This window comes from Pseudomonas sp. yb_5 (assembly GCF_043103865.1).
Classification (GTDB): Bacteria; Pseudomonadota; Gammaproteobacteria; order Pseudomonadales; family Pseudomonadaceae; genus Aquipseudomonas; species Aquipseudomonas putida_Y.
Genome location: NZ_JBICKE010000082.1, coordinates 39329 through 55415, shown reverse-complemented (window position 1 = coordinate 55415; position 16087 = coordinate 39329). Strand labels below are relative to the sequence as shown.

General features: G+C 61.1%; 17 protein-coding genes, 1 tRNA gene and 1 pseudogene. 6 read left to right on the top strand and 13 right to left on the bottom strand.

Annotated elements, in window-relative coordinates:
* Window positions 1–20: 20 nt before the first annotated feature.
* On the bottom strand, window positions 21–1388 hold the full coding sequence (locus ACF8GF_RS13385) for an ATP-binding protein (RefSeq protein WP_392487985.1): 1368 nt from the start codon (window positions 1386–1388) through the stop codon (window positions 21–23).
* A 1-nt stretch (window position 1389) separates the two neighbouring features.
* On the bottom strand, window positions 1390–2109 hold the full coding sequence (locus ACF8GF_RS13380) for a response regulator (RefSeq protein WP_392487984.1): 720 nt from the start codon (window positions 2107–2109) through the stop codon (window positions 1390–1392).
* 140 nt (window positions 2110–2249) lie between these two features.
* Between ACF8GF_RS13380 and ACF8GF_RS13375 the strand changes: the two genes are divergently transcribed.
* Window positions 2250–4547, top strand: coding sequence for a TonB-dependent siderophore receptor (locus ACF8GF_RS13375; protein ID WP_392460606.1), 2298 nt, complete (start codon window positions 2250–2252; stop codon window positions 4545–4547).
* 165 nt (window positions 4548–4712) lie between these two features.
* Here ACF8GF_RS13375 and ACF8GF_RS13370 read toward each other — a convergent pair whose 3' ends face one another.
* Window positions 4713–4919 carry a DUF3079 domain-containing protein gene (locus ACF8GF_RS13370; protein ID WP_252461650.1) on the bottom strand — a complete coding sequence of 69 codons (207 nt, stop codon included), beginning with the start codon at window positions 4917–4919 and terminating at the stop codon, window positions 4713–4715.
* Window positions 4920–4977: 58 nt separating this feature from the next.
* Here ACF8GF_RS13370 and ACF8GF_RS13365 point away from each other — a divergent pair, with 58 nt between their 5' ends.
* The gene (locus ACF8GF_RS13365; protein ID WP_392487983.1) at window positions 4978–5454 is read left to right on the top strand and encodes a type II toxin-antitoxin system HigB family toxin; all 477 of its coding nucleotides are present in this window, start codon (window positions 4978–4980) and stop codon (window positions 5452–5454) included.
* A gap of 41 nt (window positions 5455–5495) precedes the next feature.
* The gene (locus ACF8GF_RS13360; protein WP_176683629.1) at window positions 5496–5969 is read left to right on the top strand and encodes a type II toxin-antitoxin system HigA family antitoxin; all 474 of its coding nucleotides are present in this window, start codon (window positions 5496–5498) and stop codon (window positions 5967–5969) included.
* Window positions 5970–5973: 4 nt separating this feature from the next.
* On the opposite strand, the pseudogene ACF8GF_RS13355 reads toward ACF8GF_RS13360, so the two are convergent.
* The 4 genes and pseudogenes from ACF8GF_RS13355 to ACF8GF_RS13340 form a co-directional block, all read right to left on the bottom strand.
* Window positions 5974–6225: pseudogene (locus ACF8GF_RS13355) on the bottom strand (hypothetical protein); the annotation flags it as partial.
* 53 nt (window positions 6226–6278) lie between these two features.
* Window positions 6279–6602: a helix-turn-helix domain-containing protein gene (locus ACF8GF_RS13350; protein WP_176683628.1), complete on the bottom strand. Its 324-nt coding sequence runs from the start codon at window positions 6600–6602 to the stop codon at window positions 6279–6281.
* 287 nt (window positions 6603–6889) lie between these two features.
* Window positions 6890–6965: transfer RNA gene (locus ACF8GF_RS13345), tRNA-Thr, on the bottom strand.
* Between the two features lie 98 nt (window positions 6966–7063).
* Window positions 7064–7312 carry a hypothetical protein gene (locus ACF8GF_RS13340; protein ID WP_010951646.1) on the bottom strand — a complete coding sequence of 83 codons (249 nt, stop codon included), beginning with the start codon at window positions 7310–7312 and terminating at the stop codon, window positions 7064–7066.
* Between the two features lie 519 nt (window positions 7313–7831).
* On the opposite strand from ACF8GF_RS13340, the gene ACF8GF_RS13335 reads away from it, so the two are divergent.
* Entirely contained in the window at window positions 7832–8107 is a 276-nt protein-coding gene (locus ACF8GF_RS13335; RefSeq protein WP_019439071.1) for a DUF3077 domain-containing protein, read from the top strand.
* A 354-nt stretch (window positions 8108–8461) separates the two neighbouring features.
* On the opposite strand, the gene ACF8GF_RS13330 is transcribed toward ACF8GF_RS13335, so the two are convergent.
* The 5 genes from ACF8GF_RS13330 to ACF8GF_RS13310 form a co-directional block, all read right to left on the bottom strand.
* Window positions 8462–9667 (bottom strand): methyltransferase, encoded by a 1206-nt coding sequence (locus ACF8GF_RS13330; RefSeq protein ID WP_392487982.1) that lies wholly within the window; start codon window positions 9665–9667, stop codon window positions 8462–8464.
* A gap of 111 nt (window positions 9668–9778) precedes the next feature.
* Complete coding sequence (locus ACF8GF_RS13325; RefSeq protein WP_014589362.1) at window positions 9779–10468, bottom strand: ABC transporter permease; 690 nt, start codon at window positions 10466–10468, stop codon at window positions 9779–9781.
* A complete protein-coding gene (locus ACF8GF_RS13320) occupies window positions 10465–11160 on the bottom strand; it encodes an ABC transporter permease (RefSeq protein WP_103443351.1) in 696 nt (231 codons plus the stop codon). The genes ACF8GF_RS13325 and ACF8GF_RS13320 overlap by 4 nt, the downstream gene beginning before the upstream one ends.
* A gap of 54 nt (window positions 11161–11214) precedes the next feature.
* Entirely contained in the window at window positions 11215–11967 is a 753-nt protein-coding gene (locus ACF8GF_RS13315) for an ABC transporter substrate-binding protein (protein WP_176683587.1), read from the bottom strand.
* An 11-nt stretch (window positions 11968–11978) separates the two neighbouring features.
* Window positions 11979–12752 carry an ABC transporter ATP-binding protein gene (locus ACF8GF_RS13310; RefSeq protein ID WP_003255746.1) on the bottom strand — a complete coding sequence of 258 codons (774 nt, stop codon included), beginning with the start codon at window positions 12750–12752 and terminating at the stop codon, window positions 11979–11981.
* Window positions 12753–13382: 630 nt separating this feature from the next.
* Between ACF8GF_RS13310 and gabP the strand changes: the two genes are divergently transcribed.
* Window positions 13383–14768: a GABA permease gene (gene gabP / locus ACF8GF_RS13305; protein WP_209968700.1), complete on the top strand. Its 1386-nt coding sequence runs from the start codon at window positions 13383–13385 to the stop codon at window positions 14766–14768.
* A 234-nt stretch (window positions 14769–15002) separates the two neighbouring features.
* On the opposite strand, the gene ACF8GF_RS13300 is transcribed toward gabP, so the two are convergent.
* Window positions 15003–15446, bottom strand: a complete 444-nt coding sequence (locus ACF8GF_RS13300; RefSeq protein WP_021782628.1) for a hypothetical protein — start codon at window positions 15444–15446, stop codon at window positions 15003–15005.
* A gap of 239 nt (window positions 15447–15685) precedes the next feature.
* Here ACF8GF_RS13300 and ACF8GF_RS13295 point away from each other — a divergent pair, with 239 nt between their 5' ends.
* Entirely contained in the window at window positions 15686–15913 is a 228-nt protein-coding gene (locus tag ACF8GF_RS13295) for a hypothetical protein (RefSeq protein ID WP_176683584.1), read from the top strand.
* Window positions 15914–16087 lie beyond the last annotated feature (174 nt).

Genomic DNA, 16087 nt, shown 5'->3' with positions numbered 1-16087 from the left:
TGCTCCCACAGAAGATCGCGTTAGCCAGGCAGCAGTATGCTGACCCGCAATCCACCGCTCTCACGGTTCGACAGCATCAGCTCACCCCCATGGCTGGTGGCGATCCGCTGGGCAATGCTCAGCCCCAGCCCATATCCCCCGGATGCCTGGTTACGCGACCCCTCACCGCGCACGAACGGGTCGGTGATGGTCGGCAGCAGCGCAGGCGAAATCCCTGGCCCGCGGTCGTCGATGTGGATGAACACCCCTGTGGTGGTTCGCTCCAGCGTGACAGAAACATCCTTGGCATAACGCAACGCATTGACCAGCAAGTTCTGCAGGCAGCGCTGCAGCAGCAGGGCATCCCCCCGCAGGCTGTTCACCCGGCCGTGCACGGGCAGTGGTTCCTGGTCAGTCGCCAGGTCCGCACACTGGCGCGTCACCAGCCGGTCCAGGTCCACCTGCTGCAAATTCTGCTGCTCTCCGGCACGCAGGTAATCCAGAACCTGACCGATCATATCGTCCATCTGCGTGATGTTCTGCCGCAGGCGCTGGCGGTGTTCGTCATCGGGTAAGCGCTCCAGGCGCAGGCGCATGCGAGTCAGTGGGGTGCGCAGGTCGTGAGACACGGCGGCCAGGAAGTAGGCCTTGTCGTTGACCATGGCAATCAGCCGCTGCTGCATCGCATTGAACGCCTGCGCCGCCTGGCGCACCTCCTCCGGGCCATCCAGTGCCAGGGGAGGCTGTTCGAGGTTACTGCCCAGGCCGCGTGCGGCATCGGCCAGGCGCCGCAGCGGGCGCAGGCACAGGCGCACGGCAATCAGGCACACCAGCAACACGGCGACAATACGCAGCGCATACACCCGCAGCAGGTAATCGCTGATCAGCACCCACGCCGACTCGCCGCTCCAGCCCTGCAGTTCCTGGCCCGCAATGGTCAGCCAGTAGCCATTGGCCAACGGCACCGCGAACTGGATATGCGCCTGGGCCGTGCGCAGGCCGAACAGGCTGCGCCAGACGATCGGTTGGCCCAGTTCGTCGGTGAGTTGCACGTTCATCAGGCGCACGTCCTGGGCATGCCCCAGTTCGTACTTCAGGGCCTGCTGCAGCAACAGCTCGACCCGCCTGCGCCCAGGGCGCTCGTCATGCTCTTGCGCAGGCAGGCTTTCGACGCAGCGAAGCTGGTAGTGGGCTGGCGCCTGCAATGTACCGCCGTGGCAGTCGATCTGGGCAATCAGGGGGGCGCTGCGTGCAGCAACCAGTCGCACGGGCACCTCTAGCGCCTGGGCGAAACGCACATCGAACCAGATGCTGCTCGACATCAACTGGATCACCAGCGTGCCACTGACCATGATCAGCAGCAGTTGACCAAACAAGGTGCGTGGCCACAGCCGGTGAAACCAGCGCATGTCAGGCCCCGGCCGCGAGGGTGGCGATACTCAGCAGGTAGCCCTCGTTGCGGATGGTCAGGATTTGCGCGGCCCCCGCCGGCGCCCGGCGCAGTTGCTGGCGCAGGCGGCTGACGCACATGTCCACCGAGCGGTCGTCGGGCAGGTGGTCGCGGCCGAACGCGCTGCGGGTCAGTTGATCACGCGAGACCACACGGTTGTTGGCTTCCAGCAGTTCGCGCAGCACGCGGTAGTCGGAGCGCGGCAGGGTCAGGGTCTCGCCATCCGGGCGGGTGAGCAGACGCTTGACGTGTTCCAGGCGAAAGCCAGCGAACAGCTGGGCGTCCACCACGGGCTCTTCGGCACAGGTGCCCAGGCGTTGCGGACGACGTAGTACGGCTTTGATCCGGGCAATCAGTTCGCGTGGTTCGAAGGGCTTGGCCAGATAGTCGTCGGCGCCCACCTCCAGGCCGATGATGCGGTCCAGCGTGCTGCCCTTGGCTGACAGCATGATCACCGCCAACCCGGGGGTGGCCTGCAGCTGCCTGCACAGGCTAAGACCGTCCTCACCCGGCAGCATCAGGTCGAGCACCACCAGTTCCACTTTGTGCCGGGCCAGCTGGTCGCGCATCTGTTCACCGCCGGCTGCGGCCAGCACGTTGTAGCCGGCATCGGTCAGGTAATCACAAAGGAGTTCGCGGATCTCGTCGTCATCATCGACAACCAGCAGGGTCGTGCTCATGCAGAAAAACACCTGTTAGGTGAGGGCCGGTGGCGCTCGTTACGTTCAATTACATCCCCGTACATGTCGGGTCTGGAGCCCGGAGGGCTGATCCCTAGAATCCTAACAAAAAATCATCTGCAAATACGAAGCCTTCCCAAATGAATCCCAAGAGCATCCCGATAGCGTTCACTCCCTTCAGTCAAAGTGGCAGTCGCCTCAAGCCGCTGGCCTTCTGCATTGCCGTCGCCATCAGCGGTGGGGCAATGGCTGCCGACGGCAAACCCCTTGTACTGGACGCCACGCAGATCGAAGACAGCGCATTACTGCCTGCCGACGACGCTGGCCAGTTGGGCTACACGGTCGAGAGCACCCGTAGCTCCACAGGCCTGGCACTGACACCACGGCAGACGCCGCAATCGGTTACCACCATCACCCGCCAGCAGATGGATGACCGCGACATCCACACCATCGAGCAGGCACTGGGAACCACCCCAGGCGTAACAGCCAACAAGTCCGAGGTGGGTGGGCGTACCGACTACCGCGCGCGTGGTTACTCGATCAGCAACTGGAAGGTCGATGGCCTGCAGACCCAGGGCGGTTCCGATTTCAGTGGCAGCGGCAATGCGCTGAACATGGACCTGTACGAACGCATCGACATCGTGCGCGGCGCCAACGGCCTGCTGGGCGGCACCGGCGACCCCTCGGCAACCGTCAACCTGATCCGCAAGGCACCCACCAAAACCTTCGGCGGCAGTGCCTATGCCACTTACGGCAGCTGGGACAAGCGTCGTCTGGGGGCTGACTTGAACCTGCCTCTGTCCGAAGATGGCCGCCTGCGTTCGCGCTTCGTGATGACCCAACAGGATGCCAACTCCTTCCGTGACAACCAGTCCGAGCGCTCCCGCGCCGCGTTGGCCAACTTCGAATTCGACCTGGACGACACCACCACCCTGGGCGCCGGTTACCAGTATGAGTACAACAAGGTTGTGGGCGGCGGCTGGGGGGCGAACATTCCGATCTGGTACCGCGATGGCAGCAAGACCGACTTGCCGCGCAGCACCAACGTGGTGCCCAGCTGGAGCTTTGGCGAATACACCACCCGCACTGCGTTCGGTTCGCTAGAGCACCGCTTCGACAACGACTGGACCCTGGGCCTGAAAGCCGCCCAGGCCACCACCGAAGCCCTGAACCACCGGGGCCTTGCCAAGGTGAACTCGGCAGGGCGCGGCAGCTACGGTGGCTATTGGGACCAGGACGGCAGCGGCGCCGTACTGAACGGTTTGCACAGCTCCAGCGACACCACCCAGCAGTCGGCGCAGATCGACCTGTCTGGCCCATTCCAGCTGTTCGGCCGCACCCACCAGGCCATGGTCGGCTACAACGACAGCCGCACCGTCGGCTGGTCACCCCAGTACACCTGCACCATGGTCGGCGACGGCATGGCCAGCGCGCCTGCACTGGGCTGCCAGTTCCGCGCCAACAACGGCTTCCCGGTGACCGACTGGCATAATGGCGTGGATGACGACTACGACCTCATCGCCTCGCGCACCGGCCTTCACAGCAAGACCACCACCCGCCTGCAGGGCATGTACGCCGCCACCCGCCTGAGCATTACCGACCCGTTGTCGGTGATCGTTGGCGTGCGCACCAGCAACTATTCTTCGGTCACCCGCAGCGTGGCCGGCGAGCGCAGCAGCCAGGAAGAAAACGGCATCGTCACCCCCTACCTGGGCGCGGTGTATGACCTCAACGACAACTACTCGGTATACGCCAGCTACACCGATATCTTCACGCCGCAAACCTCTGAAACCAGCAGCGGCAGCAAGGTCGAGCCGATTCGTGGGCAAAGCTACGAAACAGGTATCAAGGGTGAGTGGTTCGATGGCCGCCTGAACGCCTCGGCGGCCTACTTCCGCACCAAGCAGGAAAACAAGGCCGTGCTGGACGGCGACCTGACCACCCCGACCGGCGGCAGCGCCTACAAGGCCGGCTCCGGGCAGGAAACCGACGGTATCGACCTGGAAGTCGCAGGCGCCCTGACCCCCAACTGGAACGTCTACGCCGGTTACACCTACCTGCACTTCCGCCGCGTCGACAGCGACGGCCGCAGCGACCCGTCGCACCTGTTCAAGGCCTCCACCACCTACCGCCTGAGCGGCCCGCTCGACCGCCTGACCCTGGGCGCCGGCGTGACTGCGCAGAGCAACATCCGCGCCATCTCCAGCCCGGCTGGCCAGCCCACCAACGGCGTGAGCAATGGTGCCACTGACGTGAACTGGTCCGGTTATGCCATCTGGAATGCCATGGCCAAGTACCAGCTCACCGACAACACCAGTGTCAGCCTCAACGCCAACAACCTGTTCGACAAGCACTACTACAGCCAGTACGGGTTCTATGCCGGGGCGATTTATGGTGACCCGCGTAACCTGTCGTTGACGGTAAGCACCGCGTTCTGATCAAGCCCTTCCAAAGGGTCTGGCGCTGTACCTGTAGGAGCGGGTTCACCCGCGAACACCGGCGCAGCCGGTGCCTGCAACCGCATCGCCAGCTTCGCGGGCACGCCCGCACACGGAACCAGCGCTGGGTTCAAGGCCTGCGCTGGGCCGCCAAGCGGCCCTTTCTCACCTGGGCTCTGCCGCTTGCCCTGGCTCAACCGGCTTCTCCAACTGGCCCTCGAAGCTATTCCAATCCTCACCAAACAGCTCCACCGGATGCATGGTCCGGTCTGCGCCATTGCCACAGGCTAGCGCCTTGGCAGGGCAGTACAGGTCGCAACCCCAGCAGATACGCTCGGGGTGGCGAGGGTTTGTGGGGAATCTCTTGGCCATGCTCAACCTCCCTCAGGGCTACCTGATCTGAACGTAAACCCCTCGCCCTGCGCGTCGTTTGACGGGCATCAATCCATTGACGATCGCCAGGTCACCGTACATCGCGCATCCAGATATCTGGTTGATAGATATCTGGATCAGAGATATTTTCCACCCTATGTCGGTGCGCCGGGACAACACAATGCGGGTCATAACGAAAGCGGCGGTTACCAAGGCGATTGAAGCCCCCGACCAGTGGAAAGCGCCCCTAAGCCTGTGGCTGACGACCTTCGACAGGGCGACGCTGCGGTTTGAATCTTTTGAACAGTTGAGGCAGACGTGGGGCACGGTGTCTGGCTGGAATGTTGATCGCATCCCCCACTCAAAACTCAGGCCCGCCAGCCGCAAAGGGCCGCTTGATATCTACGTGTTCGATATCAAGAAAAACGAATGCCGCCTGATCGCGTGGCTCAATGCGCGAACGGGCACTCTCTACATCAAGGCCATTCTGTCGCAAGCCGAGTGCGACAAGTGGTGCAGAAGCGATATCAGGTAGCAACCTGGGCAGCGCGATATTTCAATTCGACAGGTGACAACATGAAGCGGGATAAAATCGAAGCCAATGGACGAGATGCCTTCATCGCTAATATTTCACCCATGCTCGATGGCCTGAACACTCAGATGGCAACCATGGCCCAGCTTCTGGCCGCCTGCCATGACCCCATCAAGGATGATGCCGAGCTTGAGGCACGCATGGCCTTGATCGACGAGCTCTACTCCCATGCGGACAGCGAAGGCCACGCTGCGGCACGCTTTGCCGAGATGGTAGCGGACCGCGTCTACGAGTATGAGAGTGAGTCTGTATTGGTGCCGTTCGCGAGCCAGGCCGAAGCGTTGGCCTTTCTGCTGTCGGACAGGGGCGTGAAGCAGAAGGACCTGTCGGCGATAGCGACCCAGAGCGCGGTATCCGAGATTCTGAACAACAAGCGGAAGATGACGGTTGCCCAGATAAAGGGCTTTGCTGAGTTTTTCAGCGTACCGGTTGAGTTCTTCATGCATGGGGTGGTTTGACAGGCTCGATAGCTGTCTCCGACCACAGCCCAGACTCGACCAGCGCACTGCACACCATGGCTCGGAACCCGTGGCCGCAGATATCCACCTTGGTGTCGTAGCCCATCGTCCTGAGTGCGGCAACCCCTGCGAACACCAAGTCAAATTGGCTAGTGATCGCGTGGATCTGCCCAAGCAAGGCCACTGCATGCGGCGGGTGTTGCATTCGTTCGTAAAAACGACCAACAGGTCCGACCGGCACGCGATGCAGGTCGCCGAACAGCGGATGAAGGAGTTGAAGCAAGAACTGAGAAAAATGGGATACAGGGTTTAGTTGCCAGGCGTTTGGGTGATCACGATCTGGGGCGGTGAACCGGCATCGTTCGAGGGCAGGGTCAGGGTTGTGCGAAAGCCGAGCTTGTCCAGCATGTCCATCATGGCGTCCAAGGTGAATTTCTCGATCTTGCCATTTGCAAGCTCGGATATGCGGGATTGGGTTACGTTCAGCTTGGCTGCGGCATCATGCTGTTTGAGGCCCATTTTTTTGATGCAGTCAGTGATGAAAATGGACAAGTCCATTTTCAAGGCCATTTTGCTGGCGGTATCTGCGTCGTGGGTGGCGTGGAAAGGGCTTTCGTGGAATTGAAGCGCCATCGGCTTGCCTCGGCAGAAATATCTAAAATTTACGATAAATCGTAGTGGGGATTGGTTGGCGAGTCAAAGCGTTTGTGTTGGAGGGTGTGTCTGTTTTTGAGCTGGGCTGTGATCAGAGAATTGCATCTGCTTGGGGGGGTGGGGCTGCTGCGCAGCCCATCGCAGGCAAGCCAGCTCCTACACCGATCGCGGTGGCTTCAGGGCATCTGTAAGGCAGGGGATTGGGGGCTGGGGGGGTTAAAACAAAAAAGGCCCACCTTTCGGTGAGCCTTTTTTGATACTGCGTATGGTGCCGGCACCAGGAATCGAACCCGGGACCTACTGATTACAAGTCAGTTGCTCTACCATCTGAGCTATACCGGCAATGGGGCGTCATTATAGCGATCGTTTGGCGCCTGTAAACCACTTCCTTGCGAATGTTCGCAAAAGACCTAAGTCACCGGCCCAAAAGAAGAATTTTCCTACCAGCCGCGGTGCATGGTGGTGACGCTAGGCTCGCTTTTACCCGGGTTGAAAAACAGCTTGTCGTTGTCGCAGCCGCGCTTGCGGCATGGGGCTTCTGTGCGCAGGGGCAGGCCTTTGTCGCCGCCCAGCTGCATGCCGGGGTGGTTCCAGCCCAGGTTGCTGTTGGGGTGGGGCGAGGTGCCGCCGGCGCAGCCGGTCAGGGCCAGGGCGAAGGTCAGCAGGGCGAGAGGGTTGGCTCGGGTCACGATGCTCAGGTCCGGTGGTCCATTGTCGGTTCTGGCGCAACGCCAGAAGGTCGCGGGGCTGGCGGGCAGCGCGCGACGTCACTTGTTAATGATTTGGGGGGCGGATGATACACCGTTGCGGCGGTGGAGCATTAGCCTTGTGTTGTCTGGTATGGCCTCTTCGCGGGTGAACCCGCTCCTACACGGGGGCGGGTAAGCCGGGTTATCTGTGTAAGGGAATTCTGAACCATGGGGTCAAAAGCTTCAGGGTTTGGATGCTTCGGAAGTATCCTACGCGCGCCGCCGAAGTAACGCTGTTGTCGGGGAAGTGGCTCACGGATACCGTTCTCGGGTCGCTCTGGCGACTGGGTGTGAGAACCCGACTTGAATAAGCGCTACCCGCCATGGTGGTCGTACGTGGGCAGACCTCGGTCTGGCCGGGCTTCCTTATTCACTCGGTTTCTCACCCTGCGTACGGCTGCCGCCCCAAATCCGTGAGAAAGATTTTTGGCAGTCTCCTTCCGTGAATAAGGATTTGCCATGAAAAAAGATGTTTCTGAGCCAATCACAACCGCAGGCGTGGAAACCTTCCTCGCAGCCGGTAACCCATCCCTCAATCTGCTACGCGTAGAGCCCGGCGTCCCTGTCGATGCTGCCTACGAGCATGTCTCGATCCTGATGGGCTACATCAAGCACCTGGTGCGCGAGGGGGATATGGAGGACGACCATAAATTCCTGGGAGCAGCCGATTACCTGTGCGACATGGCCAAGGCGCTGATGAACGATATCGAAATTGCCAAGGGCAAGGCGCATTAGGCATTGACGCGGTCATTTGTGGGAGCGGCCTTGCGTCGCGAAAGGGCTGCAAAGCAGCCCCGGCGATTTCAGAGATTGCGCCGAAAACGGGGGCCGCTTTGCGGCCCTTTCGCGACGCAAGGCCTCTCCCACAAAAGCCGCTTGCGCTAACCACAAGAAATGTTTATGCACAAGTGGCATCGGCGACCTGAGCGAAAGGCATGCCGGATCGCTACGCCGCTGGTCTTTGCGCAAACGCCTGTTTTTACTGGGCTGTAGCCGCAAGCAGGAATAAGCCAAGCGCTTGAAATAGCGCTTGGATCCAACAGGTAATCACAAGCTTGTTCACAGACTTATCCACAGGTTGTGCTGCGGCTAACCGTCGCGTTCCGCAAGAATGAGCAGGTTGCGCGGGGTCAGTGGGTAATCGCAGAACAGGCCCAGGCGCACGTCATAGCCTTGTTCTTCGAGGAACAGGGCGCGATCGAGTACCAGCCACAGCTCCAGTGGCCGACGGAACAGGTTGCGTACGCGCTCCAGGTTCCGAACCTCGGCCAGGCGTTGCCAGCCCGCAGCTTCCAACATTGCCCAGTCCGGGTTGCCACTCACTGGCAATTGCTTCAGTTCAGCCAAGTCACGGCAGTATTGCTCGAAGGGCTTCTCCAGCCAGGCCACCGGCAGGGAAGGCGTCGGCAGGTATTCATCGCTCTGGCGCTGCTGGCGTTGCAGCAGGTCGAAGCCCAGACGCCGGGCCATCGAGGTGTCGCGCTGGCGCCGCACGCGGGCGCCGGCAGTGACGGTTTCGCTCAAGGGCAGGCCCAGGTCGTCCAGCGATAGCTGCAGGCTCGACGCCTGCGCGGCTGTGGATAACGCCTGGTACTGCTGCGCCGCGATGCGGTTGTAGCAGCAGGGGGCTATGGCCAGTTGCCGGCAACTTTGCTGGCTGGCCAGTTGCATCAGGCGTACATGCAGATCGCCACAGGCATGCAGGGCAACCACGCTTTTATCGTCAGCCAGGTGGCGAGCGCTGTCGCTGGCCATCACGTCCTGATGTACGTGCTGTGCTTGCAAGTGGTGGTGTGCACTCAGGGCCTGACCGGCAGCGACCAGTTCGGCGTCGTACTCCAGGCAGGTCAGGTGTTGCCCAGGTTGCAGCAGGCGACGGCCGAGGTGGCCTTTGCCAGAACACCAGTCCAGCCAGTGCCGGGGCTGCTCGCGGAAGGCCAGGTGGCTGGCGAAGGCTTCGATCTGCTGCCATTTGCGGCCGGGGACGGCGACGTCCAGGCGGTGGGCGGCAGGCGGTAGATTGGTTTGCGCAAGGCTGCCGAGCGTGGCGAGCTGTCGGGCTTGTTCGGCCAGTTGCGGGAATGGGGCAGGCAAGCGGTCAATGGCGCTGTCGGCTTCGGCGTCTGCAAGGGAACATTGGCGCAGGTGGGCGGCAAGCGCTGGGTGGGTGGTTTCCCAAGGCAGTTGCAGGGTGGTGAAGGGGCGGGGTTTCCACAGCTGTTGGTGCTCGATCAGGAACTGGTCGAGGGCCTGGAAGCGGGTGCTTAGGTGGTGGCTGTGGAGGGGGCTGGGCATGGGGATGTGTGTTGGGGTTGAGGGCCTGTTCGCGGGTAAACCCGCTCCTACGAAGGTTCAGCATAGGCCTGTTGTAGGAGCGGGCGTGCCCGCGAAGATGGCCAGGAGATGTCAGCGGCCTTGGCAGGCATCCACGCGCAACCAGCGCTCCAGCAGCTTGAAGCCTTGCACCAGCATGAACGAGATCACCAGGTAGAACACGCCTGCAGCGAAGAAGATTTCCACCGGCAGGTAGGTGCGGGCGATGATGGTACGGGCCATGCCGGTCAGCTCCAGCAGGGTCACGGTACTGGCCAGGGCACTGGCCTTGAGCATCAGGATCACTTCGTTGCTGTACGCCGGCAGGCCGATGCGTGCGGCGCGTGGCAGCATGATGTAGAACAGCGCCTTGCCCCGCGACATGCCCAGCGCCCGCGCCGCCTCGATCTCACCTTTGGGGATCGACTGCAGTGCGCCTCGCAGGATCTCGGCAATGTAGGCGGCGGTGTGCAGGGTCATGGTCAGCACCGTGCACCAGAACGGGTCGCGCAGGTAGGGCCACAGCGAGCTGGAGCGCACCGCATCGAACTGCGCCAGGCCGTAGTAGACCAGGAACAACTGCACCAGCAGCGGCGTGCCGCGGAAGAAGAAGATGTAGCTGAACGGCACGGCGCGCACGTACCAATGGCGCGAGGAACGGGCGATGCCCAACGGGATGGCCAGGATCAACCCGGCAACCACGGCAATGGCCACCAGTTCCAGGGTCAGGACTGCACCCTCGGCCAGGCGTGGCAGCCATTTGAAGATGACTTCCCAATTCATTGTTCAGCCCTCGCAAAGCCGCGAGCGGCACGTTTCTCCATGAAATGCATACCGGTCATGGCAATGACGGTCAGGCCCAGGTAGATGCAGGCCGCAACCATGTAGAAGGTGAACGGCTCTTTGGTCACGGTCACGCCGATTTGTGCGTGGCGCATGATTTCTTCCAGGCCGATTACCGACACCAGGGCGGTGTCCTTCATCAGGATCATGAACAGGTTGCCAAGGCCGGGCAGGGCGATGCGCCACATCTGCGGCAGGATGATCCGCGAGAGGATTCGGGCCTTGGACAGGCCTAGCGCCAGGCCAGCTTCACGGTGGCCTTTGGGGATCGCCAGGATGGCGCCACGGAACACTTCGGTGGCGTAGGCACCAAAGCACAGGCCCAGGGCGATCACGCCCGCGGCAAAGGCGCTGAGCTCAAGGCCGGGCATGTTCAGGGCTTCGCCGAGGCTGCTCATGAGCCCGACGGTACCGAAATAGATAAGCAGCACCCACAGCAGTTCGGGCACGCCGCGAACCAGGGTCGAGTAGAAGCCGCCAAGCCATTGCAGCGGCTTGAGCGGAGAGGTCTTGGCCAGGGCGCCGAGCAGGCCCAGGACCAGCCCCAGCAGCAAGGCGCAAAGCGCCAGTTTTACGGTCATCAGGGTGCCGGCCATCATGGCCGGACCGAATCCGTGCAGGTCGATATTCATGGGCAGGTCATTTTAGGGACTGGCGCGCCGCAAGGGCGCGCCGGTCAGGGCGGATCATTCGATGCTGAACGGGAAGTACTTGTCGTTGATTTTCTTGTACGTACCGTCGGCTTTGATTTCTGCCAGGGCTTTGTTCAGGTCGTCGCGCAGCTTGGTGTCACCTTTGCGCACGGCAATGCCGATCTTGTCGCTGTCCATCACCGGCTCGCCCTTGAACTCGAAGTTCGAGCCGTCTTTGCTTTTCAGCCACTCGTACTGCACGTACTTGTCGGCGAGGATGCCGTCGATACGACCGGAAACCAGGTCAAGGTAGGCGTTTTCCTGGGTGTCGTAGAGTTTGACATCGACATCCGGGTAGTTGTCTTCAAGGTAGGTGCCGGCCAGGGTGGCGCGCTGGGTGCCGATGACCTTGCCCTTAAGCGACGCTTTGTCGGTCTTGAAGTCGACGTTTTTCGGCGCGATGAACTGCAGCTTGTTGGAGTAGTACGGATCGGTGAAGTCCACAGCCTGCTTGCGTTCGTCGGTGATCGACAGCGACGACACCAGGAAGTCGAACTTCTTGGCGTTCAGGGCCGGGATGATGCCGTCCCAGTCGGAGGTAACGACCGAGCACTCGACTTTCATCTTGGCGCACAGGGCGTCGCCAATGTCTTTGTCGAAGCCAACCACGTTACCGCTGGCATCCTTGTTGTTGAACGGTGGGTAGGCGGCTTCGATGCCCATGCGCAGTTTTTCTGCGGCCATGGCGTTTGCCGACATCACCAGCGTGGCAGCAGCTGCCAGGAGAAACTTCTTGTAGGTGTGCATGTATTGCTCCGTTAGCGGTGGCTGGACATGAATTGCTTGCAACGCGCCGAGGTCGGGTTTTCGAAGACCTGCTGCGGCGATCCCTGCTCTTCGACCAGGCCCTGGTGCAGGAAGACGACTTCACTGGACACATGGCGGGCAAAGCTCATCTCGTGCGTCACCAGCAGCATGGTACGGCCTTCTTCGGCCAATGCGCGGATAACGTTAAGCACTTCCTGGACCATTTCCGGATCGAGGGCCGATGTAGGCTCGTCGAACAGGATGACCTTGGGCTTCATGGCCAGGGTACGGGCAATGGCGGCGCGCTGTTGCTGGCCACCGGAAAGCTGGGCGGGGTAGCTGTGGCGTTTGTCGTAGATGCCGACCTTGTTCAGCAGCGCTTCGGCGGCTTCGATGGCCTCGGCCTTGCTTTGGCCGAGCACGCGGCGTGGCGCCTCGATGATGTTGTCGAGGATCGACATGTGTGGCCACAGGTTGAAATTCTGGAAGACAAAGCCGATTTCGCTGCGCAGGCGATTGATCTGGCGGTTGTCGGCTGCAATCAGGTCGCCATTCTTGGCGGCCTTGAGCTTGAGGGCTTCGCCGGCGACCAGGATTTCGCCCTGGTGCGGGTTCTCGAGCAGGTTGATGCAGCGCAGCAGGGTGGACTTGCCGGAGCCGGACGACCCCAGGATGGAGATCACGTCACCGTCGCGAGCGGTCAGCGAAATGCCCTTGAGAATTTCCTGCTCGCCGTAGCGTTTGTGCAAATTGCGGATTTCCAGCGCGGGCGTGGCCTGAGCCATGTGCGGTCCTCATGTGTTCGGGTGCGTTCCCAGCTGTTGGCGGCCTTCCTGGCGTGCGCCAAGCTAGCATAGCGGCATTATGACGGCCAACAGGGTCGCCGGGGACTGGGGGCACTGGTGGGGCAGTTTGTCGCATCGCTACAGCGTAACGTCGCGCAGATGTCCGCGAAGGTGTCGCCCAGCACCAGAGCCTTGATGAAAAAAGGCGCGATGGTGCCAGCTTTGGCCGGCTCATGGAAGCTGTTTTGGCCCATTGGAGGGGTAAACCCGACCTTTTGGCCGTAGGAACGGGTTATCCCGCGAATGCCTTTTTGAGATCATGAGGTTGTACCCATGGGTTGCACTTTTTGTATTGCGCTGGTGCAAAGGTGTTACCGAGGAGCACCTTTGGTGCGTTTGTAAGTGGGTATTTCAGTAATCCGCTGATTTGATGCCCTTTCGGTCAGGCATTGGCCGAAAGCCCTCCAAGCCCTCTCCTGAAAGGCCTGTAGAATTTTCTGACGAATGCATTTAGCACCTGGCGCGTTTATTGCTAGCAGGAAACCGCCGATTGCAGCGACGCCTAGGTCAACCCCTGGCGCGCTCTGTATCCGCAGTCGGCGTGGTCCACTCCTTACAAAGGTAGTTTCAATGAGCGGTAACAATTCCAATGACCTCGCTCAGGGGCTCAAGCAACGGCATGTGACCATGCTGTCCATCGCTGGCGTCATCGGTGCCGGCCTGTTCGTAGGCTCCGGCCACGCCATCGCAGCTGCCGGCCCTGCCGTGCTGCTGGCTTACGCTGCCGCCGGTACGCTGGTCGTGCTGGTGATGCGTATGCTGGGTGAAATGGCAGTCGCCTCGCCTGACACTGGTTCGTTCTCTACGTATGCCGACCGCGCCATCGGGCGCTGGGCCGGTTTCACCATTGGCTGGCTGTACTGGTGGTTCTGGGTGCTGGTGATTCCGCTGGAGGCCAACGCCGCCGCGGCCATTCTGCATGCCTGGTTCCCGGCGGTTGATCTGTGGGCGTTCTCCCTCATCATTACCCTGGCACTGACACTTACCAACCTGTGCAGTGTGAAGAACTACGGTGAGTTCGAATTCTGGTTTGCCCTGCTCAAAGTGCTGGCGATCATCGGCTTCATCGCCGTGGGCTGTGCTGCCTTGTTCGGCTTTGTTCCGAACAGCCAGGTGAGCGGTGCCAGCCACCTGTTCGATACCCAGGGCTTCATGCCCAACGGCCTGGGCGCAGTGCTGGCAGCCATGCTGACCACCATGTTCTCGTTCATGGGTACTGAAATCGTCACCATCGCCGCTGCCGAGTCGAAGGACCCGGGCAAGCAGATCAGCCGTGCCACCAACTCGGTAATCTGGCGTATCTGCCTGTTCTACCTGGTGTCGATCTTCCTGGTTGTGGCCCTGGTGCCGTGGAACGACCCGGCCCTGGCCGAGGCTGGCTCTTACCAGACCGTGCTGAGCCGTATCGGTGTGCCGAATGCCAAGTTGATCGTCGACATCGTCGTGCTGATTGCCGTGACCAGCTGCCTGAACTCGGCGCTGTACACGTCTTCGCGCATGTTGTTCTCGCTGAGCAAGCGTGGCGACGCCCCGGCCATCGCCCAGCGCACCACCAAGGCGGCGACCCCGCATGTGGCGGTACTGCTGTCCACCGCAGCGGCATTCCTTTGCGTGTTCGCCAACTTCGTGGCACCGGCCCAGGTATTCGAGTTCCTGCTGGCCAGCTCTGGCGCCATTGCGCTGCTGGTGTACCTGGTGATCGCCGTGTCGCAACTGCGCATGCGCGCCCAGCGTGAAGCCCGTGGCGAAAAGATTACCTTCAAGATGTGGCTGTTCCCGGGGCTTACCTGGGCGACCATTGCATTCATCGTTGCCATTCTTGTGGTAATGGCGCTGCGTGAGGATCATCGTGTAGAGATCATTGCGACTGCGCTGCTGAGTATTGCTGTGGTGGCGGCTGGCTTGCTGGTGCACCGCAAGCGCGAGGCTGCCGGGCGGGCGGCGCTGGACAGCTGATCTGCGCTGGCTGAAATGAAAAGGCCGCGCCCAGTGAAGGGTGCGGCCTTTTTTGCCTGTACCGGCCCTTTCGCGGGCAAGCCCGCAGGTTCACCACAGGCCCGTAGGAGCGGGTTTACCCGCGAAAGGGCCGGGGCGGCTGGCCAATTTCCTTGGCTAATCACCGTTGCAGCCGCCATCGTATTCGCGGGTAAACCCGCTCCTTCAGGGGGCGCAACAGGTTACATGGCCCTGTCAGCCAAACTGCTTCTGCTGTTGCTGCTGTTTGGCCACGAGTTCGGAAGCGGCGATATAGGCTTCCTGGAACTCATCACTCTCCAGCCAGGCCATGGTGGTCTCTTCGTCAGCGCCGTCCAGCCATTTGCGGTAGGCGTTGAACACCAGCACGATGTAGTCGGTAGCGTGTTCTTCCTTGTGTCCCTTGAGCACCAGGGCGAGCAGCGGATCTACCAGGAACACCGAGATCATTGGCACCAGGCCGCCTTCCTGGGCTTCCTTCATCTTGTTGAACATCGCGTCGTAGCTGCCCGACTCCATGGCCTTGTTGTACACCTGCTCGACGCTTGCGCTGTCGCCGGCGCTGGCCTTGACCGCTTGGCCGCTGCGTACCATGCGGTTCTGCTTGGCCTTGCTGGCGGCGCGCTTGGCGCGTTTCTGTTGCTTGGTAGGGGTGGCCATGGGCAAATCCTTGGGTGTGTCTGAAAGTGCGCGTATTGAAGCGCAATTGCCCGATAAACCCAAGCAGTGCTCCCGGGCGCTGCCGCTTGAGATGTCTGTGGGATACATATCCAGATTATGCGAACCGTGGGCCCTGCGTAGCTTCTCTCCCGCTGCCAGCCATGCTGGCTGGCAGCCTGTCACCGCGCCAATTCGGCGTCTGTGAGTGATGCGCACGTTTGCGCTGCAAAGGAGGAGTCATGAAGCACTTTTATCTGGTCACCCTGTACGGCTACACGGACGATGGCAGGGTTTACTATCCAACCGGTTTCGCCGGTTGCGACGAACAGAGGATTACAAAGGCTGACATCGCTGCCGTCATCGAAAAAGGCAAGCAACACGGCCACCTACGGTTGCACAGCATCTCCTACCTCGGGCACATGACCGAGGATGCATTCGAGCATCTTCGTTCCATGTCGGACGAGTAAGGTTCGACCCGCAGTCTGCTTATGGCTGCGGGTTTCTCGATTGCATGGCGAGCCTTCAGGTTGCGTTGTGAAATCGGGTGTTCTTCGAAGTCGCGTGAAGTTAAAAAATCACAGGCAACAAAAAACCCGCACTAGGCGGGTTTCTTGTTGTCGCTTCGGGTAACTTTGCAACCA

Coding starts and splice junctions, on each gene's coding strand:
- ACF8GF_RS13295 (WP_176683584.1), top strand. CDS start 15,686: ATGAAGCACTTTTATCTGGTCACCCTGTACGGCTACACGGACGATGGC.
- ACF8GF_RS13360 (WP_176683629.1), top strand. CDS start 5,496: ATGAAGCGGGATAAAATCGAAGCCAATGGACGAGATGCCTTCATCGCT.
- ACF8GF_RS13320 (WP_103443351.1), bottom strand. CDS start 11,160: ATGAATATCGACCTGCACGGATTCGGTCCGGCCATGATGGCCGGCACC.
- ACF8GF_RS13300 (WP_021782628.1), bottom strand. CDS start 15,446: ATGGCCACCCCTACCAAGCAACAGAAACGCGCCAAGCGCGCCGCCAGC.
- ACF8GF_RS13350 (WP_176683628.1), bottom strand. CDS start 6,602: ATGGCGCTTCAATTCCACGAAAGCCCTTTCCACGCCACCCACGACGCA.
- ACF8GF_RS13380 (WP_392487984.1), bottom strand. CDS start 2,109: ATGAGCACGACCCTGCTGGTTGTCGATGATGACGACGAGATCCGCGAA.
- ACF8GF_RS13315 (WP_176683587.1), bottom strand. CDS start 11,967: ATGCACACCTACAAGAAGTTTCTCCTGGCAGCTGCTGCCACGCTGGTG.
- ACF8GF_RS13375 (WP_392460606.1), top strand. CDS start 2,250: ATGAATCCCAAGAGCATCCCGATAGCGTTCACTCCCTTCAGTCAAAGT.
- ACF8GF_RS13330 (WP_392487982.1), bottom strand. CDS start 9,667: ATGCCCAGCCCCCTCCACAGCCACCACCTAAGCACCCGCTTCCAGGCC.
- ACF8GF_RS13335 (WP_019439071.1), top strand. CDS start 7,832: ATGAAAAAAGATGTTTCTGAGCCAATCACAACCGCAGGCGTGGAAACC.
- gabP (WP_209968700.1), top strand. CDS start 13,383: ATGAGCGGTAACAATTCCAATGACCTCGCTCAGGGGCTCAAGCAACGG.
- ACF8GF_RS13370 (WP_252461650.1), bottom strand. CDS start 4,919: ATGGCCAAGAGATTCCCCACAAACCCTCGCCACCCCGAGCGTATCTGC.
- ACF8GF_RS13325 (WP_014589362.1), bottom strand. CDS start 10,468: ATGAATTGGGAAGTCATCTTCAAATGGCTGCCACGCCTGGCCGAGGGT.
- ACF8GF_RS13385 (WP_392487985.1), bottom strand. CDS start 1,388: ATGCGCTGGTTTCACCGGCTGTGGCCACGCACCTTGTTTGGTCAACTG.
- ACF8GF_RS13310 (WP_003255746.1), bottom strand. CDS start 12,752: ATGGCTCAGGCCACGCCCGCGCTGGAAATCCGCAATTTGCACAAACGC.